This window comes from Massilia cellulosiltytica (assembly GCF_047325105.1).
In the GTDB taxonomy this organism is placed as follows: Bacteria; Pseudomonadota; Gammaproteobacteria; order Burkholderiales; family Burkholderiaceae_D; genus Telluria; species Telluria orientalis.
Genome location: NZ_CP168562.1, coordinates 2,088,364 through 2,111,883, shown reverse-complemented (window position 1 = coordinate 2,111,883; position 23,520 = coordinate 2,088,364). Strand labels below are relative to the sequence as shown.

At 68.4% G+C, this 23,520-nt stretch carries 18 protein-coding genes and 1 tRNA gene; 3 read left to right on the top strand and 16 right to left on the bottom strand.

All coding sequences use genetic code 11. The features are described from left to right. Positions 1–13: 13 nt before the first annotated feature. The 13 genes from ACEN9H_RS09445 to ACEN9H_RS09385 form a co-directional block, all read right to left on the bottom strand. Positions 14–1,306, bottom strand: a complete 1,293-nt coding sequence (locus tag ACEN9H_RS09445; RefSeq protein WP_056135774.1) for a sugar porter family MFS transporter — start codon at positions 1,304–1,306, stop codon at positions 14–16. Further along, positions 1,303–2,928 (bottom strand): glycoside hydrolase family 32 protein, encoded by a 1,626-nt coding sequence (locus ACEN9H_RS09440; protein WP_413674556.1) that lies wholly within the window; start codon positions 2,926–2,928, stop codon positions 1,303–1,305. Before ACEN9H_RS09440 ends, ACEN9H_RS09445 begins: the two co-directional genes overlap by 4 nt. Positions 2,929–3,011: 83 nt before the next feature. Continuing rightward, positions 3,012–5,828: a TonB-dependent receptor gene (locus ACEN9H_RS09435; protein ID WP_413674555.1), complete on the bottom strand. Its 2,817-nt coding sequence runs from the start codon at positions 5,826–5,828 to the stop codon at positions 3,012–3,014. 104 nt (positions 5,829–5,932) lie between these two features. Next, positions 5,933–6,898, bottom strand: a complete 966-nt coding sequence (locus tag ACEN9H_RS09430; protein WP_413674554.1) for a carbohydrate kinase family protein — start codon at positions 6,896–6,898, stop codon at positions 5,933–5,935. Then, positions 6,895–7,983 (bottom strand): ABC transporter ATP-binding protein, encoded by a 1,089-nt coding sequence (locus ACEN9H_RS09425; RefSeq protein WP_413674553.1) that lies wholly within the window; start codon positions 7,981–7,983, stop codon positions 6,895–6,897. Before ACEN9H_RS09425 ends, ACEN9H_RS09430 begins: the two co-directional genes overlap by 4 nt. Further along, a complete protein-coding gene (locus ACEN9H_RS09420; protein ID WP_413675567.1) occupies positions 7,965–9,383 on the bottom strand; it encodes a glycoside hydrolase family 32 protein in 1,419 nt (472 codons plus the stop codon). Before ACEN9H_RS09420 ends, ACEN9H_RS09425 begins: the two co-directional genes overlap by 19 nt. Beyond that, positions 9,380–10,276: a LamG domain-containing protein gene (locus ACEN9H_RS09415; protein ID WP_413674552.1), complete on the bottom strand. Its 897-nt coding sequence runs from the start codon at positions 10,274–10,276 to the stop codon at positions 9,380–9,382. Before ACEN9H_RS09415 ends, ACEN9H_RS09420 begins: the two co-directional genes overlap by 4 nt. 32 nt (positions 10,277–10,308) lie before the next feature. Beyond that, positions 10,309–11,286, bottom strand: a complete 978-nt coding sequence (locus ACEN9H_RS09410; RefSeq protein ID WP_413674551.1) for a family 43 glycosylhydrolase — start codon at positions 11,284–11,286, stop codon at positions 10,309–10,311. 15 nt (positions 11,287–11,301) lie between these two features. Then, positions 11,302–12,174, bottom strand: a complete 873-nt coding sequence (locus ACEN9H_RS09405) for a carbohydrate ABC transporter permease (RefSeq protein ID WP_413674550.1) — start codon at positions 12,172–12,174, stop codon at positions 11,302–11,304. After that, complete coding sequence (locus ACEN9H_RS09400; protein WP_413674549.1) at positions 12,171–13,241, bottom strand: carbohydrate ABC transporter permease; 1,071 nt, start codon at positions 13,239–13,241, stop codon at positions 12,171–12,173. The genes ACEN9H_RS09405 and ACEN9H_RS09400 overlap by 4 nt, the downstream gene beginning before the upstream one ends. Next, positions 13,238–14,509 (bottom strand): extracellular solute-binding protein, encoded by a 1,272-nt coding sequence (locus tag ACEN9H_RS09395; RefSeq protein ID WP_413674548.1) that lies wholly within the window; start codon positions 14,507–14,509, stop codon positions 13,238–13,240. Before ACEN9H_RS09395 ends, ACEN9H_RS09400 begins: the two co-directional genes overlap by 4 nt. Continuing rightward, a complete protein-coding gene (locus ACEN9H_RS09390; protein ID WP_413674547.1) occupies positions 14,506–15,531 on the bottom strand; it encodes a LacI family DNA-binding transcriptional regulator in 1,026 nt (341 codons plus the stop codon). Before ACEN9H_RS09390 ends, ACEN9H_RS09395 begins: the two co-directional genes overlap by 4 nt. Positions 15,532–15,693: 162 nt before the next feature. Continuing rightward, positions 15,694–15,764, bottom strand: a tRNA-Cys gene (locus ACEN9H_RS09385). A 132-nt stretch (positions 15,765–15,896) separates the two neighbouring features. On the opposite strand from ACEN9H_RS09385, the gene ACEN9H_RS09380 reads away from it, so the two are divergent. Next, entirely contained in the window at positions 15,897–17,678 is a 1,782-nt protein-coding gene (locus ACEN9H_RS09380; RefSeq protein ID WP_413674546.1) for a PHA/PHB synthase family protein, read from the top strand. Positions 17,679–17,682: 4 nt separating this feature from the next. On the opposite strand, the gene ACEN9H_RS09375 is transcribed toward ACEN9H_RS09380, so the two are convergent. Continuing rightward, entirely contained in the window at positions 17,683–18,822 is a 1,140-nt protein-coding gene (locus ACEN9H_RS09375) for a hypothetical protein (RefSeq protein ID WP_413674545.1), read from the bottom strand. 151 nt (positions 18,823–18,973) lie between these two features. After that, positions 18,974–19,609 (bottom strand): NUDIX domain-containing protein, encoded by a 636-nt coding sequence (locus ACEN9H_RS09370; protein WP_413674544.1) that lies wholly within the window; start codon positions 19,607–19,609, stop codon positions 18,974–18,976. A gap of 188 nt (positions 19,610–19,797) precedes the next feature. On the opposite strand from ACEN9H_RS09370, the gene ACEN9H_RS09365 reads away from it, so the two are divergent. Continuing rightward, on the top strand, positions 19,798–21,030 hold the full coding sequence (locus ACEN9H_RS09365; RefSeq protein WP_082577413.1) for a patatin-like phospholipase family protein: 1,233 nt from the start codon (positions 19,798–19,800) through the stop codon (positions 21,028–21,030). Then, complete coding sequence (locus ACEN9H_RS09360; protein WP_056135812.1) at positions 21,027–21,809, top strand: 3-hydroxybutyrate dehydrogenase; 783 nt, start codon at positions 21,027–21,029, stop codon at positions 21,807–21,809. The genes ACEN9H_RS09365 and ACEN9H_RS09360 overlap by 4 nt, the downstream gene beginning before the upstream one ends. A gap of 23 nt (positions 21,810–21,832) precedes the next feature. Here ACEN9H_RS09360 and ACEN9H_RS09355 read toward each other — a convergent pair whose 3' ends face one another. Continuing rightward, the gene (locus ACEN9H_RS09355) at positions 21,833–23,500 is read right to left on the bottom strand and encodes a beta-N-acetylhexosaminidase (RefSeq protein WP_413674543.1); all 1,668 of its coding nucleotides are present in this window, start codon (positions 23,498–23,500) and stop codon (positions 21,833–21,835) included. Between the last annotated feature and the right edge of the window lie 20 nt (positions 23,501–23,520).

The window sequence follows — 23,520 nt, the reverse complement described above, 5'->3', positions numbered from 1 at the left end:
GCAGGCACGCCGGTCACACGTCGATATCCTCCAGCCGCGTCCCCTTCGTCTCGACGAACCAGCGCGCCACGACGAATAGCTGCACGAGCATCGCCAGCGCGAACAGGACGAACGGCAGGCCGGTCGAGCGCGCCGCCATCGCCGGGAACACGCCGGCGACGATGGCATCCATGAGCCAGTGCGTGGACGCGCCGAGACTCTGCCCGCGCGCCCGCACCTCGGTCGGGAAGATCTCGGAGATGTACACCCAGATCACCGCGCCCTGCGAGAACGCGAACGCCGCGATGAACAGCACCAGCGCCCACAGCAGCAGGTCGCGGTGCATGCCGCTCCACTGGATCCAGGCCGTCGCCGTCAGTGCGACAACCATGCCGACCGAGCCCACGATCAGCAGCGTCTTGCGGCCCAAGCGGTCGATGACGGTCAGCGCCAGCAGCGTGAACAGCAGGTTCGTCGCGCCGATCATCACCGACTGCAGGTCCGCCGACACCTTGCCGAAACCGGCCGCCGCGAAGATATCGTTCGCATAGTAGAGGATGGCGTTGATGCCCGACAGCTGGTTGAACGCCGCGATCGCGAACGCCAGCAGCATCGGCTTGCGGTAGCGGCTCCAGGACAGCTTCGAACCCGCGGCGACGTGGCCGCGCGCGTAGCGGGCCAGCTCGCCCGCGACGTCGGCGGCGCCGATCTCGCGCAGCACCTGTTCCGCCTCCTTGGTCCTGCCCTTCACGGCCAGCCAGCGCGGGCTGTTGGGAATCACGAACAGGAGGCCGCACAACAGCAGCGCCGGGAGCGCCGCCACGCCGAATTTCCAGCGCCACTCGTCGGCCCCCAGGTCCGCCAGGCCGACGAGGTAATTGCTCAGGTACGCGACGAGGATGCCCAGCACGATGTTGAACTGGAAGGCGCCGACCAGCATGCCGCGCCGGTGCGCCGGGGCGATCTCCGCCAGGTAGATCGGCGCCAGCACGGACGAGGCGCCGATGGCGATCCCGCCCAGCACGCGCGCCGCGACCAGCACCGCCAGGCTGGGCGCGAACAGGCAGCCCAGCGCCGAGACGACGTACAGGCCCGCGATGGCGCGCAGGCAGTTGCGTGCTCCGAAGCGGTCGCCCGGACGGCCCGCGAACAGCGCGCCCAGCAAGGTGCCCCACAACGCGCTCGACACGGTCATGCCCAGGCCGGAGGGGTCGAGCTGGAACGCCTGCGCGAGGCCTTGCGTGGTGCCGGCGATGACCGCCGTATCGAAACCGAACAGCAGCCCCGCCAGGCCGCCGACCAGGGTTCCCTTCAACAGCGTATTCATCGTGCTTCCTTCCAGATCGAATTCAGGGACCAGATGTCCAGGTCGCGTACGTGGGCGTCGCCGTCCACGCTGAACAGGCTCACGCCGGCCGCCGCGGCGGGCGGGAACACCTGGTCGGTCAGTACCGCCTCGCCGTCGCCGGCGAACACCGTCACCGATCCCCGGTCCACGAGGATCCGCAGCGGCAGCCCGCCGTCGCGCAGCGCGACCGGTGCCGTATGGCGCGCGGCGAACTGCGGATGGAAGGCCGTCTCGCCCGACTTCGTGCGGTCCACGTACACGGCGCCCTGCTTCGCGTCGTAACCGATCTCGGTATAGGTACCCTGTCCAAGGCGGATACCGGCGCGCGTCGCGGTGCCCGGCTGCAGGACCATCTTCAATTCCAGCGGCGCGCTCGCCGTGCCGGTCAGCGGCACCGCCTGCGTACCGCGCGTGATGGTCTGTCCGGCGGCGCTGTACAGCGACCGACCGCGCAAACCCTGCGCTTGCGCGATCGGCTGCTGCACGAGCTTCACCTGCCCGTTCACCGTGCGCAGCCCCAGTTCGCGCGGCAGCGACTGGGCGCTGCGCCACGGCGCCGTCGGCACCTTCTCGCCGTACAGCCAGTTGTTCATCCAGCCGACCAGCAGCTTGCGGCCGCCCGGCGCATCGTTGTACGTCACGCCCGCGTAGAAATCGGCGCCGTAGTCGAGCCACCGCGGCGCGTCGCCCGCGGCATCGCGGTCGCGCTTGAAGGTCTTGCCGTCGAAGTCGCCGACGAAGTACTGCATGCCCGACCCGCCGGCCGGACCGCCGGGATTGAGGCTGATGACGAGGACCCATTTGCGTTTCGCCGGATCGCCGTCGACCGGCAACTCGATCAGGTCCGGGCACTCCCACACGCCGCCGGTCGCGCCGGCCGGGCCGAACTCGCCCGTCCACTCCCAGTGCACCAGGTCGCGCGAACTGTAGAACAATGCCTTGTGCTGCTTCGCGACGACCGTCGCCAGTATCCACTTGTGTTCCGGCTCGTACCAGAACATTTTCGGGTCGCGGAAGTCGCGGTACTCGGCCGCGTATTGCGCGGGCGGCTCCGGCAGCACCGGGTTGCCGGCGTACTGCGTCCACGTGCGGCCGCGATCGAGGCTGTAAGCGATCGACTGTGCCTGCGTGCCGGCGCGGACAAGCTTGCCGTTCAGCGTGCGCGCCTGCGGATACATGGACGTGACCATGGCCACCATGGCCGGCTTGCCGGGCTGGCCGAATCCGCTGGTGTTGGCGTGATCGACGACGGCGCTGCCCGAGAAGAACATCTGCGTGGGCTCGCCCCTCGCGTCCTTCTCGACGGGCAGCGCCAGCGGCAGCTCGGTCCAGTGCAGCAGATCGGGACTGACCGCGTGGCCCCAGGACATGTCGCCCCAGGTGTTCCTGTTCGGGTTGTACTGGTAAAACAGGTGATATTCGCCGTCGTGGTACACGAGCCCGTTCGGGTCGTTCATCCAGTTGCGTTGCGGGGAGAACGACAGCTGCGGGCGGAACGGCTCGTCGTACACCGGCGCAGGATCGGGCGACTGGCTGGCACAGCCGGCGCACAGCAGCGCGACGCCGATGGCGAGCAGAGAAAGTCGGGATGTCAAAGCCACAGGGATTTCCTTGTTGTTGTCAGAGATGGGCAGGCGCAAGCCGGCCGCGCCGGCTGGCTGCCCATCGTTCAAAAGTCGACGAATCAGAAGCGGTACGTGAGGCTGGCGCGGATCGTGCGGCCGAACAGTGGCCGCGCGATACCCCGGTTGCGGGTGCCGTCCGGCGACAGCAGGTCGTTGAACAGCGGATCGCCTTCCGTGAACGACAACTGGTTCGTGAGGTTGGCCACGTGCAGCTGCGCCATCCAGCGCGACGAGACCTGGTATTGCGCGCCCATATTGATGATGTGGTACGACGGCAGCAGGGTCACGTTGGTATCGGTCGCCTCGGAGAATCGGTCGCCGACGTACTGGTATTGTCCGTACACGGTCACCGGGATGCCGGTCGCGGCCAGCAGGTCGTACGACGGCTGGAAGTTGGCCATGATCTTGGCCAGGCGGCGCGGACGGCGGCCGTCCTCGCTGATCTGCACGTAGTGGTAGCCCGTGATCACGCCTTGCGGGTCCTTGTCCTCCTGCGTGATCTGATAGCGCGCACCTTCGACCTTCGGGTTCTGCGCCACGACGTTACCCTTCAGTTCGAGCCCTTCGATCATGCGCGGACGCCAGGTCAGTTCGATCTCCGTGCCGACGTTGCGCACGCCGCGCTGGTACAACTGGGCCACGTCCGGGCACGAGTTGATCTGCGTGACCCCGCCGAGCGTGGAGCAGGCGGACGACTGGAAGTCCTTGTAGATGTTCACGGCGCTGCGCGGCGAGAACTTGTTGTAGAACAGCGCGACGGAGGCGCCGAACTCGCGCGTCAGGTAGCGCAGGCCGCCTTCGTACTGGCGGATATGCTCGACGGCGCTGAGCTCGACGGGGCGGCCGTTCACCACGACTGCGCCCGCGGTGCTCAGGTTGTTGAGGTCCTCGAGGCTGGGCAGGCGGAACGAGTACGATGCCAGCGCATACACGGCGAGCGGCCGGCTGAAGCTGTAGTTGCCGCCCAGCGACCAGCCCATGCCGTGATAGGTCTTGTTCAGCAGGTTCGGCTGGCCGGGGAACTGGATCTCGTTGTCCGCCGCGGTATCCTGCGTGGAGCCGACGACGACGTTCGCCGGCGTCAGGTCGACCGCCGTGTTGCGGTCGCGGCGGTCGACGTTGGCGCGCACGTCCTGCCAGCGCACGCCCGCGTCGATCTTCAGCTTGCCCTGCAGCGTTTCCCAGTGGTCGAGCAGGTAGGCCGCATGGCCGTCCGCCTTGATGTGGCTGACCCAGCCGAACCAGCCGGGCAGGATCGCGCCGCCCGACGTCAGCGACGGGCCCACCTGGTTGCCGGCGGCGTCGACCACCGTCAGGTCGATAAGGCGCGCGTTGGGGGCGCTTTCCGACACGAGCAGCCCGGCCTGGAAGTTCGGATCGTAGGTGTAATGGCTGCGGTACACGCCAAACGTGAGATCGTGCGTGCCGGCCGCCTTGAACGTCTGCTGGCCCTTCAGGTCGAGGACCGTGCTGGCCGCGTCGGTGTCGGCGATGAACGGCACCAGGAAGTTCATCAGGGCCGTCGGCGCCACGCGCGTGCCGTCGTTCCGGTAGGTGCCGACGACGCCGGCGCCCTTCCCGTACTTCGCGATGAAGTCCTCGCGGCTGATGTTGGCGAAGTCCGCGCACGTGCCGCTCTTGAAGTAGCCGACCAGTTTCGCATTGCTCAGGTTGCAGCCCAGCGCCGCCCCATGCGCCGGCGAGATCACGTCGTTCTGGAAGCGCGCGTTCAGGAACGTGGCCGCGGTCGCCGTGTCGTTGCCCGTGAAGACCGAATTGAACCCGCTGCTGCCGCCCGTGCGGCGCAGGCCGGCCGTGACCTTCAGGCCCGAATCGAAGTCATGCCCCAGCTTCAGCGTGAACATCTTGAAATCGGGGTGGATGCCGTCGGCCTGGTCGATCGTGCGCGTGCCGTATTCGCCGATCATGTTGAAGCGGCGGTTGTAGGGCGACGCCGTCGTGCCGTGCGCGAAATCGATGCCCAGCGGCTGGATCGTGTCCTGGCTGAGGACCGTCGGATGGGCCGGCGTGCCGGACTGGGTGAAGCGCGGTACCGAGATCGGCAGATTCTGGTAGAACGCCGTGCGGTCGTTGATGACGAGGGCGTCGAAGCGGGCCGTCGTCCGGCGGTCGTCGCTCGTGTAGATGACGTTGCCGCGGATCTGGCCGCCGCGGTCCGCCGTGTAGCCCGTATCGCGGATACCGTTACTTCTGCGGTAGTAGCCGCCGACGGCGCCGGTCAGGTTCCTGCCCAGCGGGCCGGACACGAACGCGTCCTGGCGGATGAAGCCGTAGTCCGCGTATTCGAGCTTGTAGCCGCCTTCCAGGTGGTCGCCGCCCGTGCGCGTGATGTGGTTGATGGTCGCGCCCAGGCCGTTCGAATACAGGATGCCGCCGGGGCCGCCCTTCACCGCCTCCACGCTTTCCGTCATCAGGTCGTCACGCACGAACACGTCGTTGTTCAGGAACGGGGCTTCCGATTCCTCGTACGCCGGCAGGCCGTCGATCAGCTGCGGCGCGAAACGGAAGCCGCCGACCACGGGCAGGCCGCGCACCGTGATGTTGTTGCTGGCCTCGCCGGCGGTGCTGCCCTCGGCATAAATGCCCGGCAGGTTGCCCAGCAGGTCGGCGGTACTCATCGGCGCCAGGCGCTGGATGTCTTCCGCGCTCAGCGTGTTGATCGAGAACGTGGCGTTCTTCTTCGTCGTCGTCCGGGTCACGCCCGTCACGATCACGACGTTATTGGGCTCGTCGGCCTTGGCCGCGGACTGCTCCGCGGCCGCGCCGGCCTGCTGCTGCGCGAATGCGAGGGCGGGCGCCAGCGCGATGACGAGGGCGGCCGAGCGGCCGATATAGGGGGTGAGCGAGTAACGCATCGTTATTTATCTCCTGTGTGATATTGACTTCTTTACCTTCGTATTTCCAGCTGCCGGTCTCGTGAACCGGATGTCCAACGTTGTCATTTCTTATGAAAAAATTTTTAAGAAAATTCGAGACCTTCCACATCGGCCAGTTCGCTCGTGTACGGCAGGTCCGCGCCGCGGCGCGAGCAGGTGACGGCGGCGGCGCGCGCGGCGAAACGCAACGCCTCCACCAGTTCGTCCTGGACCAGGCCTTCCACCGCGCGCCGCGTGAGCTTGCCGGCGCGCTGCAGCCATGCGAGCAGGCCGGCCTGGAACGTGTCGCCCGCGCCGACCGTGTCCACGACCGTGACGGGCACGGCCGGCACTTCCACCGCCAGTTGCGACCGCGTGACCGCCACCACGCCCCGCTCGCCCCATGTCACGACGACGAGGGCCACGCCTGCTTCCAGCGACTCGGCGATGAACGTGTCGACGCGCATGCCCGGATACAGCGCGTGGATGTCTTCCTCGCTGACCTTGAGCACGTCGGCGCGGCGCTGCATCCAGCGCACGGCGTCGCGCCACGTGCCGACGTCGGGCTCGATGGTCAGCCGGACGTTCGGGTCGTAGACGATCAGGCTGCGGCCGCGCTGCCGGTCGACCAGCGCGCGCAAGGTGGACGCCACCGGCTCGACGACCATGCAGTACGAGCCCACGTGGACGGCATCCACATCGGCGGGGACGCCGGCCAGGTCGGCCTGGGTGACCATGCGGTCGGCCGTGCCGCTGCCGTAGAACGTGTAGAGGGGCACGCCGCGGTCGTCGACGCTGACCATCACCAGCGCGGTGGGTGCGTCCGGACGCGGCGCGGCGGACAGGTCGACGCCCTCGGCCGCCAGCGCCGCGTGCAGCTTGCGGCCGAACAGGTCGCGCGACAGGCCGCCGAAGAACGACGCGGTGCCGCCCAGCCGCGCCACGCCGGTCGCCAGGTTGAACGGCGAACCGCCCTGGCAGGCCGACAGGCCGATGGCGGCCGCCCGCTGCTCTACCCCCTCCCCCGCCGCGAACACATCGAACAACGCTTCACCACACACTACGATCATGCTTCCTCCTGCTGGTTAAAATTGTTATCGATACGCTTGCCGTCCGGTCCGAACACGTGCAGCGCGCCGGCCGCGGGCGCGACGGCCCAGGTGCTGCCGGGCAGCGGCGGCGCGTCCCTGATGGCCGCCACGAGGGGCCGGGACAGGCCCGCCACGTCCAGGTGCACGTGCGATTCCGCGCCGAGCCGCTCGACGAGCGCGACGACGCCGCGGATCGGCCCCGCGGCATCCGGCACGAGGTGTTCGGGCCGCACGCCGACCGTCACATGGGTGCCGCTTGCGGCTGGGCCGCGCCAGTCCAGCGGCACGCCGCCCAGCGCGAGCCGGCCCTGCGCGTCGACGACGCCGTCGACGAGGTTCATCTTCGGCATGCCGATGAAGCCGGCGACGAACACGTTCGCGGGCCGCTCGTACAACGCCATCGGCGCCCCGACCTGCTGCACGCCCGTCGGCCCGAGCACGACGATGCGGTCGGCCAGGGTCATCGCCTCGACCTGGTCGTGCGTCACGTAGACCATCGTCGCGCCCAGCTGCTTGTGCAGCCGCGCGATCTCGACGCGCATGTCGGCACGCAGGGCGGCGTCCAGGTTCGACAGCGGCTCGTCGAACAGGAAGGCGCGCGGCTTGCGCACGATGGCGCGGCCGATGGCCACGCGCTGGCGCTGCCCGCCCGACAGCTGCGGCGGCTTGCGGTCCAGCAGGTGCTCGAGCTGCAGCATGCACGCGACCGTGCGCACGGACGCCTCGACCTCCTTCTTCGGCACGCGTGCGAGGCGCAGGCCGAAGGCAATGTTCTCGAACACGGTCATGTGCGCGTACAGCGCATAGCCCTGGAACACCATCGCCAGGCCGCGCCGGGCGGGCGGCGTCTCGTTGACGCGCGCGCCGTCGATGCGGATCTCGCCGCCGCTCGCCTCTTCCAGGCCCGCGATCATGCGCAGGACGGTCGATTTGCCGCAGCCCGAGGGACCGACCAGCACGACGAACTCGCCGTCCGCGATCGAGAACGAGATGTTCTCGAGGACGCGGTTGGCGCGCTTGCCGGCGTAGGTCTTGCCCACGCCGGTCAACGTGATGGATGCCATGCCGAGGCCTCCGCATCCAGCCCGCCCATGCGCCATACTTTCAGCCTGACGACGCGGTCGCCGGGCGCCGCGACCAGACCGAGCCCGGTCGCATCGGGCCGCGACGGATACATCCGGCTCGTGATGCTCTTGCGTTCGTTGACATAGGCTTCCACCATCGACCGGTCCAGGAACACGCGCAGGCGCACGTGCTCGTCGCGCAGGTCGAACGCGCCGCCCTGCACGCCGCGCGAGCGGGCGTCGGCATCCAGCGTCGTGTGCGTGCGGTCGATCTCGAAGCGCTTGCGCGCGGTATCCACGACGAGGTCCGTGTGCTCGGCATCGTCGGGCGTCCTGCGGACGACGAGCCCGCGCCGCGCGTGGCCGTCCGCCGCGAGTTCCAGTTCCACTTCCAGCGCGTCGCCCTTGATCGTTGCCAGCCGGGCCACCGCCGTGGCGGGCGTGACGTCGGCCAGGTCCAGCAGCAGGTCCTGGCGCAGGCTCCGAAGTTCGTCGATGGGGGCCAGGCGCAGGTCGTCGTCCGGGCCGATCGCGAGCGTGATGGGCAGGCCCGCGTTGTGGGCCCAGCCGCTCGCCCATTCGTCGCGCAGGCTGCGTTCGCCCTGGGCGATCGAAAACACGATGGTCCGTCCCGTCCTTGGATCGACGAAGCCGCTGGGACCGGAAAAATGGTGGTCGCCCAGGTCGAACACGCGCGGGGCCTCGCTGTCCGGCACGAAGCGCGCGGCGGCGGGGTCGAACACGCCGATCCAGTAATACGCCTGGGCCCCCACGTCCGTCAGGAACACGTGACGGGGGCGGCCGTCCGTCCCCATCCCGATCGGCAGCAGCACGGGCAGCTCGAACGTCTTGTCGAAGCCGGGATAGCGTTTCGCATCGAGCGTGAACAGCGGCCCCCGATAACGCCAGTGGACGAGGTCGGACGATTCGTGGACGAGCGCCGTGCCGCTGCCGCCAGCGATCCGCGAGCCCACGAGCTGGAACCAGCGGTCGCCGGCGTCGTCGCGGAACACGAACGGGTCGCGGAAATCGCCCGTGTGTCCGGGGCCCGGCTGCTGCTCGGTCACCGGCACGGGATATTTCATCCATCGCACCAGGTCCGCATCCGCAGGCCGCGCGAGCCCGGTGCGCTCGTGGATGGGCGCCTTGTCGTTCCCCGCCGTGAAGAACAGCACCGGCGTGCCGTCCCGCGCATGCGTGGCGCTGCCGGACCAGATGCCGTCCGGCGCGAGCGTGTCGTCTTCCGGCGCCAGCGCGATGGGCAGCTCGCGCCAGTGGACCATGTCCGGGCTGGCCCAGTGTCCCCAATGGATCTGGTGCCAGAACGGGCCGAACGGGTTCTTCTGGAAAAACAGGTGATAGCGGCCGTCCTGGTAGAACGGCGCATGCGGTTCGTTCATCCAGCCGGAATCCGGCATCGCGTGGTACTGCGGGCGATGCCGGTCGCCGGCGAACGTGACCGGTGCGATGGTGACGTCGGCCTGCGCCAGCGTGGGCGCCTTGCCGCCGTGGGCCGCCAGGTCGGCATGCACGCGGCGGGCGCCGCGATCCGGACCTCGTCCATCAGGCCGAGGAAGGTATTCAGCTGGAACACGCCCTCCACGGTGCGTGGCTGCGAATAGCGGCCGATTGTCAGCGCCCGCGCGGGCAACGCGAAGCTGCCCTGCGCCGGCGCCGAGCCGGCGGCCACCTGTTCACCGTCGAGGAACAGCCGGACCACGCGGCCGCGCGGATCGTAGCTCGCCGCCACGTGCGACCACGCGTCCCTGGGCAGCTTGCGGTCGCTCACGCGCAGGTCGAATTCCCCGCTCCCGAACCCCAGCTTGATGCCCCATGTGCCGAAGCGATACATCCCGAACGCGAAGCCGGTCTTGCTGCCCTCGTCGAACTGGCTCAGGAACGCCGAGTACTGGCCGCCGTCGCCCCATTCGAACGCGTGCGGCGCGACCCACGCACTGATCGTCCAGCCGGCGCCCAGCTGCGCCGCCGTGAGGCCGGGTGCCGTGATATCCGTCGAGTAGCCGTCGAACAGCAGGCAGCCGCCCCTGATGCATGCGCCCGCCGGGCGCCACAGCGGGTCGGAATCCGGCTTGAAGCGGGCATGGTTGAAGACGTACTCGACGGGATCGTGGCGGCCCGAGACCGCTTCCATCGTCCTGCTGCCGCGCTGCTCGTCGAGCGGCCAGGCGGCGATGTCGGTAGCCGCCCCGGCACGGGCCGGCGCGAGCAGCGCCAGCAGCATTGCCGCCACGCTGCGCCGCCACGGCCGCCTTCCTTGGTTGAAGGGAATCACGGTGTCTCCTCCATGATGGTTGTCCATCGTTGTCATTCCGGTGCCAAAATGTCGTCCAGCCGGTAGCGGCCATGCTCGAAGCGCAGCGGGATCGGGTCGCTGATCTGGCCGACGAACCGCCCGTCCGGCCCCGCATCGAGAAAGGCCATCAGGCAGTCCTCGCCCGTCACCGGGTCACGCAGGATCTTGCCCGCGTAGCGCCGGCACGGTACGTCGCCATCCAGGAAGCCTTCGGCCGGTTGCCACGGGCCGAGCGGATTCTCGGCCACGAGGTAGTGCGTGCCCGAGACGCCGCCGCCCTGCTGCGCGCGCTGCGCCTCGGCCCAATGGTCGCGCACGTTGCAGAAGGTGCAGAACCATCGCCCGTCGCGCGCGAACACCTGCGGCACTTCCAGCTGGCCGTAATGGCCGCCCTCGTACACGGGGGCCGTCGCTTCCCAGTGCACGAGGTCGGGCGAGACGGCATGGCCGATGACGCCGCGCTCGAACCTGGGGCCGTCGTTGCGGCGCGCCGTGAAGAACATGTGGTACATGCCGTCGATCCGGTCCGGCAGCACCCACGGGTCGCGCAGGGCGCGGTCGTGCCAGCGGCCCTCCGCATGTTCTTCGTAAAAGCGTGCGTCGAGATCCAGCGCGAGGCCGTCGCCCACGCGCATCCACGGGCCGTCGATGCTGCCGGACGTGGCGTGGCCGATGCGCTGGCGCAGGCCGTTCTCGGCGCGGCACGTGCCCGTGTAGAACAGGTGGTAGCGGCCTTCCGCATGGATCACGGAACCGGTCCACGTCGTGAAGTCGTCCCATGCGGGTCCGGCGGACGGCCCGAACACGGTGCCGCGGTAATCCCACTGTCTCAGGTCGCGCGACACGGCGTGGCCGATGGAGACGTTCCAGTGGCGCAGGTCCGGATCGCCGATGGCGCGGTCGGCCTGCAGCATGAACAGGTGCTGGGCGCCGCCTTCCGCGTAGTGCCAGAAATCCCAGATGTATTTGTCGTCGAGTTTGAGTGTCATGATGATTGAATCGATTCAGCCCTTGATGCCGGAACCCGCCACCGAGGCGACGAACTGGCGCTGGAACGCGAGGAATATGGCGAGCACGGGCAGCGTGACCACGGACGCATAGGCCATGATCTGGCCCCAGGAATTGGAACGCCCGAAGAATTGCTGGATGCCCGGCTGCACGGGGCGCGCCGCTTCGCCCTGCACGACCATGATCGGCCACAGGTACTGGTTCCACGCCGCGATGAAGAGCACGATCGCGGCCGTCGCGATCACCGGACGGCTGTTGGGCAGGATGATGCGGAAGAACAGGGTCCAAGGTCCGGCGCCGTCCATCCTGGCGGCTTCGTCCAGCTCGCGCGGGATGTCGCGGAAAAACTGGTAGAACAGGAAGACGCAGAAGGCGTTGGCGAGGAACGGGATGATCTGCACGTGCAGGCTGTTGAACCAGCCGATGTGCCACGTCAGCGCGCCCTGTTCGATGCCCGGCCACGGCAGGCGCGCGACCAGCGACAGCAAGGGAATCGCGATGACTTCGAACGGGACGATCATCAGCGCGACCACCACGGCCAGCACCGCGCGGCGGCCGCGCCAGCGCATGCGGCTCAGGGAAAACGCGAGCATGCTGTTGACCAGGACGCCGCCCATGACGACGCACGCGGCGATGATCGTGGAATTCAGCAGGAACAGCGGAAGGTTGCTGCGCTCGAAGATGGCCGCGTAGTTGGCCAGCGACCATCCCGCATCGGGGACGAAGGCGGACCAGCTGGCGAGGTTGGCGAAGATGGCGTCATCGCGCTTGAACGACGACGCGAACATGAACAGCAGCGGCGCCGCGAACACGATCCCGAGCACGCCCATGGCGGCGGCCAGGAAGGCGGTGCGGAGGAACGGCTTCATGCGTTCTCCCCCCGCGCGACGAGGACGCGCTGCAGCACGGCGACCAGCAGCACGATGCCGAAGAAGACCATGGCGATGGTCGAGCCGTAACCGATGTCCTGCTGGCGGAAGCCGGTGCGCACCGCGTGGTACACGACGGTCGTCGTCGAATCGAGCGGTCCGCCCTGCGTCATCACATCCACTTGCGTGAACAGGCCGAACGCCAGCAGCAGGGTCGACACGACGACGAAGACGATCGTGTTGCGCAGCCCCGGCAAGGTAACGTGCACGAAGCGCTGCCACGCATTCGCGCCCATCAGGGTCGCGGCCTCGTACAGCTCCGGCGAGATCGACTGCAGGCCCGCGAGGAACACGAGCATCTGGAATCCCGCGCCCTGCCAGGCCGACATGATGGCGATGGCGGGCAGCGCATAGCGGGGCTCGCCCAGCCAGTCCGGCCCGACGTTCGGATCGCCCGTCACGGCGCGCAGCAGCTCGTTGATCATGCCGCGGTCGGCGTTCAGCATGAACGACCAGACGATAGCCGCGACCACCATCGACGTCACGACGGGCGCGAAATACACGGTGCGGAAGAAGACGCGCCCGGCGATGCGCTGGTTCACCAGCAGCGCCAGCCCCAGCGCAGCGCCGCATTGCAGCGGCAGCACCAGCAGCGCGAACAGGAAGGTGTTGATGAGGGAGCGGTAGAACAGCGGGTCCGTCGCGGCCAGCACGAACCGGCGCTCGCCGAACCGGACCTGCCACGCGGGGCGGTATTGCGCCAGGCCAGGGTGCGCGCGGCGCGTCTGGCGCCACGTCGGGAAGCGGATCCCCTCCTCGTCGCGCAACGCCGCGCCGGCCGCGTCGCGCAGCGGCTCCACCTCGACCACCTGCAGCGCCAGCAGGCGCCGGTAGTTCTCCAGGCCGATGTAGCGGGTCGGCTCCGGCGACACCAGCCGGTGATCGGTGAACGTGGCGCCGGCCGCGAACAGCAGCGGCAACAGCATGAAGAGGCCGAGCAGCAGCAGCGCCGGACCGGCGAAGCCGGCGATCGCCAACGGATGGTCGCGGCCGGGCAGCGTATTCATTGGCGCGCCACCGCTTCGCGTCGGATGAATCCGTAGCCACCGTTGCGGGCGATGTCGTGTTCGATCGTCTCGACCGCCTCGTCCATCGCCTCGGCCGCATCCTTCCCGGCACGGACATCCGCCATGGCTTTCTCGAACGCCGCCGAGATCGCGGGATAGCCGGGCGTCGCGGGCCGCGGCCGCGCATAGCGGGCGGCGAAGTCGAAATAGATGCGCCAGGCGCCGCCCGGGCGGTAGTGCGTCGTGAGCGCCGCGGCATCCGCCGTGACGGGGACCAGTCCGGTCATGTGCGAGAACTCGGCCATCTCCGGCGCGGACAGCACGTGCTCGAGAAACGCCGCGGCGCCCGCCGGATAAGGACAGCTGCTCGACACCGCCCATTGCCAGGACGCCGCGCCGATCCGGGGGCCATGGCCGAAATCGGGCGGCGGCATCACGACGAGATCGTCGCCGAAGCGTTCGCTGTAGTCGCGCGCCTTCCACGACCCGGTGTACTGGAGCAGCGAGCGCCCCTGTTCGAAGCTCTTGTCGTCGGCGGGATTGCGTTCGGCGAGACGGTCCCTGAACAGGCGGCCGTAGTAGCGGGCGACGCCCACGGCGGCGTCGCCGTTGAGCACACCGTCGACGCGCAGGTAGTTGCCGCGGTCGATCAGGTCCGCCCCCGCGCTCTCGAGCCAGGGCGAGAAGGCATAGCTGAACCACTCGCCTGTCGACTTGCCGTTCAGGTCGAGCGGATAGCGGTAATGGCCGGACCGCTTGACCTTCAGGAGGATGTCGTAGAGCTCGCGCGCCGAGTACGGCTGTTCGATGGTCGCCACGCGGATGCCCTCGGCGGCGAGGCGCGACCGGCGCGCAAACAGCGCCAGCACGACGTCGAACTGGCCCACGCTGTAGAGCCGTCCCCGGTACGTGCCGCGCCCGCCCGGCAGCAACGGTTGCACTACCGCCGCCGGCAGCAGCCGGTCGAGCGGACGGATCGTGCCGGCCCACGCGAAGTTCGGCACGGCCGGCTGGTCGATCGCCATCACGCACGGCAGGTGCCCGACGAGGGACGCCGCCGTGATCGATTCCGTGTACGTGCCTTGCGGGATCGTCTCGACGACGACTTTCCACTTGTCCTGGGCGCGGTTGAACCGGTCGACCATGTTCCGGCTCGCGACCATTTCGGCGTCGCCGGTATCGTGGCGCCACACGGTAATGTCGATGGGCGCCGCCAGGGCGGGCGACGCCACCATGGCGAGTACCGGAAGCAGCGCCCGTTTCATCATTGTCCCGCCTTCCCGCCCGACGGCGCCGCCACGGTACCGCGCAGCACGGCGCGGCATGGCACGCGGACGATGCCGGGCTCCAGGTCCTTGGCGAGCGCCCGGCGCGCGGCGAGTGCACCGATCTCGCGATACGGCAGCGTGACGGTCGTCAGGCCGGGATCGGACGCCTCCGACAGAAGTCGGAAGTCGTCGAAGCCGACGACGGACACGTCTTCCGGCACCCGGAGGCCGCGCCGCTGCAGCAGGAAGATCACGCGGATCGCCATCTTGTCGTTCCCGCACAGGATGGCCGTGGGACGTTCGGCGCCCGCGAACAGGCCGGCTATCGTCGTCCGCAACTGCGCGAACTCGTCCTCGACACCGGGCGTGGCGCCATGCAGCAGCCAGGCGTCGTTCGGCCGTACGCCGTGGTCCTGCATGGCGCGGCGAAAACCCTGCAGGCGCAGGCGCGTCGCCACCATGCCCTCGATCAGCTGCAGGAACGCGATCTTGCGGTGGCCGGCGCGCAGCACGGTCTCGGCCGCCGCATAGCCGCCGCCCTCGTCGTCCGGGATGACCTCCGCGAACCGCGATGCCGCTTCGAAGCAGTTCGCGAGCACGGCCGGCGTCTGGCCCAGCGTGTCGGTGACCGTCACGGGACGGTGGAACGTGGTGGCGAAGATGATCGCCTCGACGCGGCGGGTGCGCATGTCGGCCACCAGGCGGCTGGCGACGTGCGCCTGTCCGCCCGTCTCGCCGATGATGAGCATCTTGCCCAGGTCTTCGCAGACGGACTGGATGCCCTTGATGATCTCGGACGAATCGGGGGTCGTGGTGAGCTGGTCCGCGATGACGGCCACGAGATCGGTCGGACGCCCGCGCAGCATGCGCGCGGCGGCGGACGGCGCGAAGTCGAGCGCCTGCATGGCGTGCTCGATCCGCTTGCGCGTCTTTTCCGACACGCTGCTCGCGTCGTTGAGCACGCGCGACACGGTCTTGATCGATACGCCGGCTTTTTCGGCGACATCGTGAATGGTCGACACCTCGTCTCCTCCGCCCCTTCGGGTCTTCGAACTGGTCAGCGTCGGCGTCGCGGTCGTCTTTCACCGCAATTTGTCCAACGTTGTCATTTGACCGAATGCTATCGGCTTTTCGGGCCGTGGTCAACAACTTCAGGTGGGGGAGCGGTGTGGAAGGAGAATGAAAGGCGAGGACGTGAGTCGAACACGTCTGAACGGCTTTGCAAGCCGTCGCATAACCGCTTTGCTACCTCGCCGTAAACAATGATAGGCGGGTATCCACGACGGGTATCTGTGCCATATCAAGCGAACGCACCGCCGTGGTGCGGCACTTACCTGCCGGATTCTGGTCAAACGTGTTTCCAGCCCTGCTTCGGAGGCATCGCATCATGAACATCCTGTCCGACATCCCGCCAAGCGAACAGCGGCGCGAGGCCAGCACGTGGCAGGGCGGCGCGCGGCCGCGCTATCCCGAGGCCAGCGTCGAACACGCGCACGTCGACCTCGCACTGAACGCCGCGCTGGGGCGCCTGACCGGCTACGTGTCGCCGGCGGCCCTGGCCGGCGCGTGGCACGACTGGGCCACCCACCTGCTCCTCTCGCCCGCCAAGCAGCTGGAGCTGGGCGTGCAGGCCATGAACAACATGCAGCGCTGGCTGCAGTACAGCACCAGCGCCATGTTCGGCACGCCGGCCGAGCCCGTGCAGCCGCTGGCCCAGGACAAGCGCTTCAACGATCCGCTCTGGCATGCGTGGCCGTGGAACCAGCTGAGCCAGGGCTTCCTGCTCACGCAGCAATGGTGGCACCGGGCCACGACCGACGTGCGGGGCGTGTCGTCGCACCATGGCGACGTGGTCACGTTCGTCGCGCGCCAGCTGCTCGACGGCGTCGCGCCGTCGAACTTCATCGCCACCAATCCGGTCGCGCAGCAGGTCACGCTCGCCAGCGGCGGGCAGAACCTCTTGCACGGCATGGCGCGCGCGGGCACGGACATGCGCCGCACGCTGGCCGGCACGTCGGCGCCCGCCGGCCTCCGGCCCGGGCGCGACGTCGCCATCACGCCCGGCAAGGTCGTGATGGAAAACCACCTCGTCGAGCTGCTGCGCTACGATCCCGTCACGCCGCAGGTGCATGCCGTGCCGCTGCTGATCGTGCCCGCGTGGATCATGAAGTACTACATCCTCGACCTCTCCCCGCACAACTCGCTCGTGCGCTACCTCGTCGAGCATGGCCACACCGTGTACATGATCTCGTGGAAGAATCCGCAGGCCGACGACCGCGACCTGTCGCTGGACGATTACCGGCGGCACGGCATCATGGAGTCGCTGGACATGGTCGTGCGCGCGAGCGGCGCCCCACAGATCAATGCATGCGGCTATTGCCTTGGCGGCACACTGCTCGCGATCGCGGCGGCGGCGATGGCGCGCGACGGCGACGAGCGCCTTGCCAGCATGACGCTGCTGGCGGCGCAGGTCGACTTCACGGAGCCGGGCGAGCTGTCGCTGTTCATCGACGAGAGCCAGGTCAGCTTCCTGGAAGCCGTGATGTGGCAGCAGGGCTACCTGGACACACGCCAGATGGCGGGCGCCTTCCAGCTGCTGCGCTCGAACGACCTGATCTGGTCGCGCCGCCTGCGCCACTACCTGCTCGACATCCCCGACAAGGACAATGACCTCGCCTCGTGGAATGCGGACGCCACGCGCATGCCCTACCGCATGCATTCGCAATACCTGCGCAACCTGTTCCTGCAGAACAGCCTGGCCAGCTCACGCTACCTCGTGAACGGGCGGCCGGTGGCGCTGACCGACATCCACATCCCCATCCTCGCGGTCGGCACGATGACGGACCACGTGGCGCCGTGGCGCTCCGTCTATAAAATCGTTCCGCTGAGCGATACGTCGGTGACGTTCCTGCTGACGTCGGGCGGCCACAATGCGGGCGTCGTGTCGCCGCCGGGTACGCCGAACCGCAGCTACCAGATGAGCACGCACGAGCACGACGCGCCGTACGTCGATCCCGATACCTGGCAGGCCGAGACGCGCGTGCGGGAAGGCAGTTGGTGGCCGGCGTGGGAACATTGGCTGGCCCGCCTGGCCGGTCCGTGGGTGGCGCCGCCTCCACAAGGACGCAGCGTGCGTGATGCGCCCGGCCACTACGTCCTGGAGCCGTGAGCCGTCAGCCCGGCAGCACGATGCCCGTGGTGCCGGGGCAGACAGGACGCGAGAATTCGCGCGAGACGTCGATGCAGCCGCCATCGGCATACACGCCGCGCGTGTCGCGCAGGCGCGACATGCGCGCGACGACGGACGCCAGCGCGGCCGGGTTGGCGGCCGTCTCCGCCACGTGCGCGGCGACGATCGCCTCGTTCATCCGCAAGTCGCCGGCGGCGTCGACATACGTGCCGTGGCGCCAGTGGTAGATCTCCAGGCATTTCGCGACCAGGCTGTAGGGGCGGTCGCGTTGCCAGAAATTGCTGAACAGGCCGTTGCCGAGATAGATGACCCACGAACCCTCGTAGCCGGACGCGTCCGACGAGAGCCCGTCCGGATTGCGGAACCACACGCGATCGCCCGGCACGTACCAGCGCGGCGGCAGCGGCGCGTCGAACGAGCCGTATTCGACGAGAAAGACGTCGTGGAAGGCGCCCGACTGGATCGCGGACGTCTCCCACTGGCGCTGCAAGGCTGCGAGCAACGGCGGGTTGGCCCGTTCGAGTTCGCGCGCGATCCCGAGCAGCATCACGTATTCGGTCGCGCGGTAGCAGGAGAACGCGTACATGCGCCCGTCGCCCGCGCCGGGCTGCGTCGCGAGCGTGAGGGCCTCGATCAGCGTCCGTCCGGGCAAGACCGTGAAGCCGCGGTCTTCGTCGTACGTCCAGTGGCTGGCCGGGCGGTCCGCTTCGGCCGTGCCGAACGCGAGCTGGGTGGCGCGCGCGGCCACGACAATGTTGCGTCGGATCGCGACCGCCGCCAGGAATTCGGCGGCACTCGCAAAGCGCAGCAGGCGCGGCGCGGCCAGCAGCGCCAGCACGATCTCGCGTTCGAGGTGGACCATGTTCGCGGCGGTGTCGAGGCCGAGATCGCGGCACAGGTTCAGCGTGTCGCCATCGTCCACGAGCGCATGCGCGGCGTCCGCCGACAGCGCGACACCGCGGCCGTGGTCAAACGGCGCGAGATAGGGCCGCAAGCCGAGCTCGTCGAGCTTGTCGAGGACCTGGCGGTGCTGTACGGGATCGTCCCCGAGGATGGCCAGGCCGCCGGGTTGCGGTGGAGCGAGTTCCTGCGGGGCGAGCTCTTGGTATGCGGCGAGTTTCACGGGCGACAGCCTTAAAAGGGACGAAGGACAGGGCAAGAAATGCTTCCGATATGCAATGAAAACGGTACGCCGCGAACCTGAAGCGAAAATTAAAAACAGGCTCGTCGAACATTACAGATTGGAAAGGCTGCCGTGTCTCGCGTGGCTGGCGTCAGGCTTGATGCGCCTCAAATGCGTCCAGGGCATCGAGTACCGCGCGATCGGTATCCCGGTGTAACAGGCCACGCGCCTGCGTAGGCGTCACGAGGTGGACGGCCTGCGACTCCCACCCCATGTGCGCGGGATGGCCACCAATCCGGCGCGCAATGTAAAAGCGTGTAAAGGTCTGGGTGCGAGGGAAGTCGCCCAGCCAGGCCACCGGTTCCACGAGCAGCCCCGATTCCTCCCAGACCTCGCGGATGGCCGTCGCCTGCAGCGGCAGGCCCGGTTCGACGCGCCCTTTCGGAAAGGTCACCGCATAGCCGCCGAAGCCGTTCGACGGCGCCACGAGCCAGATGCGGCCGTCGGCTTCGCGCACGACGGCGCCGGCCGCCGCCTGCTTCCCGGACGGGAGGAGGAACGGCTGTTCCACGAGCGTGGCGCCACCGACGCAAGCGGCATCGACCATGGCGCGCGTGCACGGCACGAGCGGCACGCCAGCCAGCATGCCCGCGCATGCGCTGCCCGGCACGAACGTCACCGCGGCCTGCGGGTCGGCCAGCGCGGCGAGATTCGCTGCGCACGACGGCGCGTGCAGCCGCACCTTGCGGCCGTGTTCGTCCAGTTGCGGATGCCAGGTGTCGTCCATGCCGGCGACTATACCAGCGCCGCGTAAACATGGTGTTCATCATCCAATCGTACGACAGCCTCATCCGCAAATTTGTGAGAATATCGGCCGGGCGACACGTTGATCAAACGCAAGGTCGCTCGCGATTCGTATTGACACATCGAGGAACGGATGAAGCCAACCCCATCGCTCCGCAACGGAGCCGGCACGTGAACACACGGGATCAAAGCGTACTGCACGAAGGCACGCAGGCGCCCGCCGAAGTACCGAAAGCCTGCGCCACCGAATTCGACAGCATCGCGCTCGTCCTGCAGGGCGGCGGCGCGCTCGGTGCGTACCAGGCCGGCGTGTACGAAAAGCTGCTGGAAGCGGGCGTCGAGCCCACGTGGGTGTCCGGCATTTCGATCGGCGCCATCAACAGCGCGATCATCGCCGGCAATCCGCGCGAGCAGCGGGTCGAGCGGCTGCGCGAATTCTGGGAACTGGTCAGCGCGTCCGGCGACGGCATCGTGGGCGACCGGTGGACCGGCGTGCCGCTCGTCGATACGCTGCACGCCTGGGTCAACCAGGTCGCGGCCGGACGCGTGCTCGTGCAGGGCGTGCCCGGCTTCTTCGAACCGCGCGTGCCGCCGCCGTACCTGTCGTGGCCCGGCCTGGGTGCGACGAGTTTCTACGACACGACACCCCTTCGGGCGACCCTGGAGCGCCTCGTCGACTTCGACCGCATCAACGCGCGCGAGATGCGGCTGTCGATCGGCGCCGTCAACGTCAGGACCGGCAACTTCGCCTACTTCGACAATGCGAAGGATCGCATCGGGCCGGAGCACGTCATGGCCAGCGGCGCACTGCCGCCGGGCTTCGACGCGGTGGAGATCGACGGCGAGCGTTACTGGGACGGCGGCATGGTGTCGAATACGCCGCTCGACTGGGTACTGTCCGCGCGTTCGCGCCTGCATACGCTCGTGTTCCAGGTCGACCTGTGGAGCGCGCGCGGCGAAGTGCCGAAAGACCTCGCGGCGGTCGCGACGCGCATGAAGGAGATCCAGTATTCGAGCCGCACGCGCACCGCGACCGACGCATTCCGCCGCACGGAAAAGCTGCGCACGGCGTTCAACGAACTGCTGGCGATGATGCCGCCCGACCTGGCCGCGACGCCGCAGGCGCAAATGCTGGCGGAAGCGTCGGATCCCGCGCTGTACAACATCGTCGAACTGGTCTACCGCTCGCCGACCTACGAAGGCCAGTACAAGGATTTCGAATTCTCGCGCCGCACGATGAAGGAACACTGGCAGGCCGGTTACGCGGATGCGACGAAGACGCTGGCGCATGAAGAGATCTTCCAGCTGCCGCGCTTCGAGTGCAACCCGGCCACCTACGATTTCCTGACGCCTCCCGCGCACCCGCTTCCTCTTCCCCCCTCCGCAGAAAAGGATCCACTATGAACATGCAGGATAAAGTCGCCGTCGTCACGGGCGCCGCCAGCGGCATCGGCAAAGAGATCGCGAAGACCTATTTCGACCATGGCGCGAAGGTCGCCATCGCGGACCTCAACCTGGAAGCCGCGCAGGCCGTCGCGCGCGAATTCGATCCGACCGGCGAACGCGCACTGGCCGTCGCGATGGACGTGACGAACGAGGAACAGGTCGACGCGGGCATCGCGCAAGTGGCCGATCGATTCGGCGGCATCGACGTGCTCGTGTCGAACGCGGGCATCCAGATCGTCGCGCCGGTCGACGAATTCAAGTTCTCCGACTGGAAGAAGATGCTCGCGATTCACCTCGACGGCGCCTTCCTCACGACGCGCGCGTGCCTGAAGCGGATGTATGCGCAGGGCCGCGGCGGCAGCGTGATCTATATGGGGTCCGTGCACTCGAAGGAAGCCTCGGTGCTGAAGGCGCCGTACGTCGCGGCGAAGCATGGCCTCGTCGGCCTGGCCAAGGTCGTCGCCAAGGAAGGCGCGAAGCACGGCGTGCGGGCGAACGTGATCTGCCCGGGCTTCGTGCGCACGCCGCTCGTCGACAAGCAGATCCCGGAACAGGCGAAGGAACTGGGGATCAGCGAGGAGGACGTCGTCAAGAAGGTGATGCTGAAGGAGACGGTCGACGGCGAATTCACGACCGTGGAAGACGTCGCGCACACGGCGCTGTTCCTCGCGACGTTCCCGTCGAACGCGCTGACGGGCCAGTCGATCGTCGTCAGCCACGGCTGGTTCATGCAGTAGGTCTTGCAGCCCGCGGGCGATCGTTACCTAGGACCTTCCAGGGGACGGTAGTTCACGTCCTGCACCTGCAGGCGGCCCAGCGCCGCCGGCATCCGCGCCTCGAACCCCGCATAGTCTTTCAGCGCCTTTGGCGTCCACAGGCCTTCGGCCAGCGCCACGAGGCGCGGCCAGGCCATGTATTCGACGTCGCGCGGGGTCGCCATGTATTCCGTCCACAACTGCGCCTGGCTGCCCAGCACGCGCCGCGCCTGGGACGCCGGCAGCGCGGCCGGCAACGGGTCGTACGCATACACGCGCGCGAGCGTCGTCACGTCGCGCACGCCCATCGGTTCGCGGAAGCCGGGGCTCTTCGGGTCGGCCTGGTAAAAATCGAAATAGGTCTCGCGCTCCGGCGTCATGACGACGTCGTGTCCGGCGCCGGCGGCCTTGATGCCGCCCGCCTCGCCGCGCCAGCTCATCACGGCGGCGCCCGGCGCGAGGCCGCCTTCCAGGATCTCGTCCCAGCCGATCAGGCGGCGGCCGTGCTGCGTCAGGTACGCATCCATGCGGCCGATGAACCAGCTCTGCAGGCCGTGCAGCGCGGGATGTTCGGCCGGCTTGCCCTGCGCATCGCGGTAGTCCTGGATGTCCTGCTGGGTGGCCGTGACCGGCACGAGGCCCAGCTGCTTCATGCGCGCCAGCGCGGCCGGCGACTGCGCCCATTCCGTCTTCGGGCACTCGTCGCCGCCCACGTGGATGGTCTGGCCCGGGAACAGGTCCATCACCTCGTCCAGCACATTCTGCAGGAAGGCGATCGTGCCGTCTTCCACGTTGAACACGTGCGGGATCACGCCCCAGTCGGTGCCGACCTGGAGTGTCCGATCCGGCCGGTTGCCCAGCTCGGGATACGCCGCGACGGCGGCCTGCGCATGGCCCGGCATCTCGATCTCCGGCACGATCGTCACGTGGCGCGCGGCCGCGAAGGCGACCACTTCGCGGATGTCGTCCTGCGTATAAAAGCCGCCGTGCGGCTTGCCGTCGTAGCGCGGCGGATCGTACGCGAGCATGCTGTCGCGGCGCCACGCGCCCACCTGCGTCAGGCGCGGATAGCGCTTGATCTCGATGCGCCAGCCCTGGTCGTCCGTCAGATGCCAGTGGAAGACGTTCATCTTGTGCTGGGCCAGCAGCTCGATGTGCTTCAGCACGAATTCCTTCGGCATGAAGTGGCGCGCGGCGTCCAGGTGGCTGCCGCGCCACGAGAACCGGGGCGCGTCCTCGATCGCCACGGCCGGCAGCGCCCACGTGCGTTTCACCCGCGCCCGGCGGTAAATGTCGGCTGGGAGCATCTGGCGCAAGGTCTGGATGCCGTAGAACAGGCCCGCGAGCTGCGCCGCCGAGATGGTCACGCCGCGCGCATCGCTCACGAGGCGGTAGCCCTCCTTGCCCAGCTCCGCCTTCGGGTCGAGGCGCAGGCGGATCGCGTCGGCGCCGTCGTGCGCGGTCACCGGCAGGTCGAAGCCGGTGGCCGGGCGCAGGTAGTCGCGCAGGGTCGACGCCTCGGGCAGCGCGGCGCCGCTGGCGACGATGCGGGTGGCTGCCGTCAGCATGTAGCCGCCGGTCCCGCGCTCCAGTCGGGCCGGACGCGGCACGATGTCCTGCGCGTGGACCGCGCCGATCAGGCAGCTCAAGGACAGGACGGCGAACATGCGCATGACGACACCTCGATGATGAA

What these genes read in the sequence shown, in the direction of transcription:
- ACEN9H_RS09445 (WP_056135774.1), bottom strand. Translation starts at nt 1,306, where the DNA reads ATGAATACGCTGTTGAAGGGAACCCTGGTCGGCGGCCTGGCGGGGCTG.
- ACEN9H_RS09435 (WP_413674555.1), bottom strand. Translation starts at nt 5,828, where the DNA reads ATGCGTTACTCGCTCACCCCCTATATCGGCCGCTCGGCCGCCCTCGTC.
- ACEN9H_RS09430 (WP_413674554.1), bottom strand. Translation starts at nt 6,898, where the DNA reads ATGATCGTAGTGTGTGGTGAAGCGTTGTTCGATGTGTTCGCGGCGGGG.
- ACEN9H_RS09425 (WP_413674553.1), bottom strand. Translation starts at nt 7,983, where the DNA reads ATGGCATCCATCACGTTGACCGGCGTGGGCAAGACCTACGCCGGCAAG.
- ACEN9H_RS09420 (WP_413675567.1), bottom strand. Translation starts at nt 9,383, where the DNA reads ATGAACGAACCGCATGCGCCGTTCTACCAGGACGGCCGCTATCACCTG.
- ACEN9H_RS09410 (WP_413674551.1), bottom strand. Translation starts at nt 11,286, where the DNA reads ATGACACTCAAACTCGACGACAAATACATCTGGGATTTCTGGCACTAC.
- ACEN9H_RS09405 (WP_413674550.1), bottom strand. Translation starts at nt 12,174, where the DNA reads ATGAAGCCGTTCCTCCGCACCGCCTTCCTGGCCGCCGCCATGGGCGTG.
- ACEN9H_RS09400 (WP_413674549.1), bottom strand. Translation starts at nt 13,241, where the DNA reads ATGAATACGCTGCCCGGCCGCGACCATCCGTTGGCGATCGCCGGCTTC.
- ACEN9H_RS09395 (WP_413674548.1), bottom strand. Translation starts at nt 14,509, where the DNA reads ATGATGAAACGGGCGCTGCTTCCGGTACTCGCCATGGTGGCGTCGCCC.
- ACEN9H_RS09380 (WP_413674546.1), top strand. Translation starts at nt 15,897, where the DNA reads ATGAACATCCTGTCCGACATCCCGCCAAGCGAACAGCGGCGCGAGGCC.
- ACEN9H_RS09370 (WP_413674544.1), bottom strand. Translation starts at nt 19,609, where the DNA reads ATGGACGACACCTGGCATCCGCAACTGGACGAACACGGCCGCAAGGTG.
- ACEN9H_RS09360 (WP_056135812.1), top strand. Translation starts at nt 21,027, where the DNA reads ATGAACATGCAGGATAAAGTCGCCGTCGTCACGGGCGCCGCCAGCGGC.
- ACEN9H_RS09355 (WP_413674543.1), bottom strand. Translation starts at nt 23,500, where the DNA reads ATGCGCATGTTCGCCGTCCTGTCCTTGAGCTGCCTGATCGGCGCGGTC.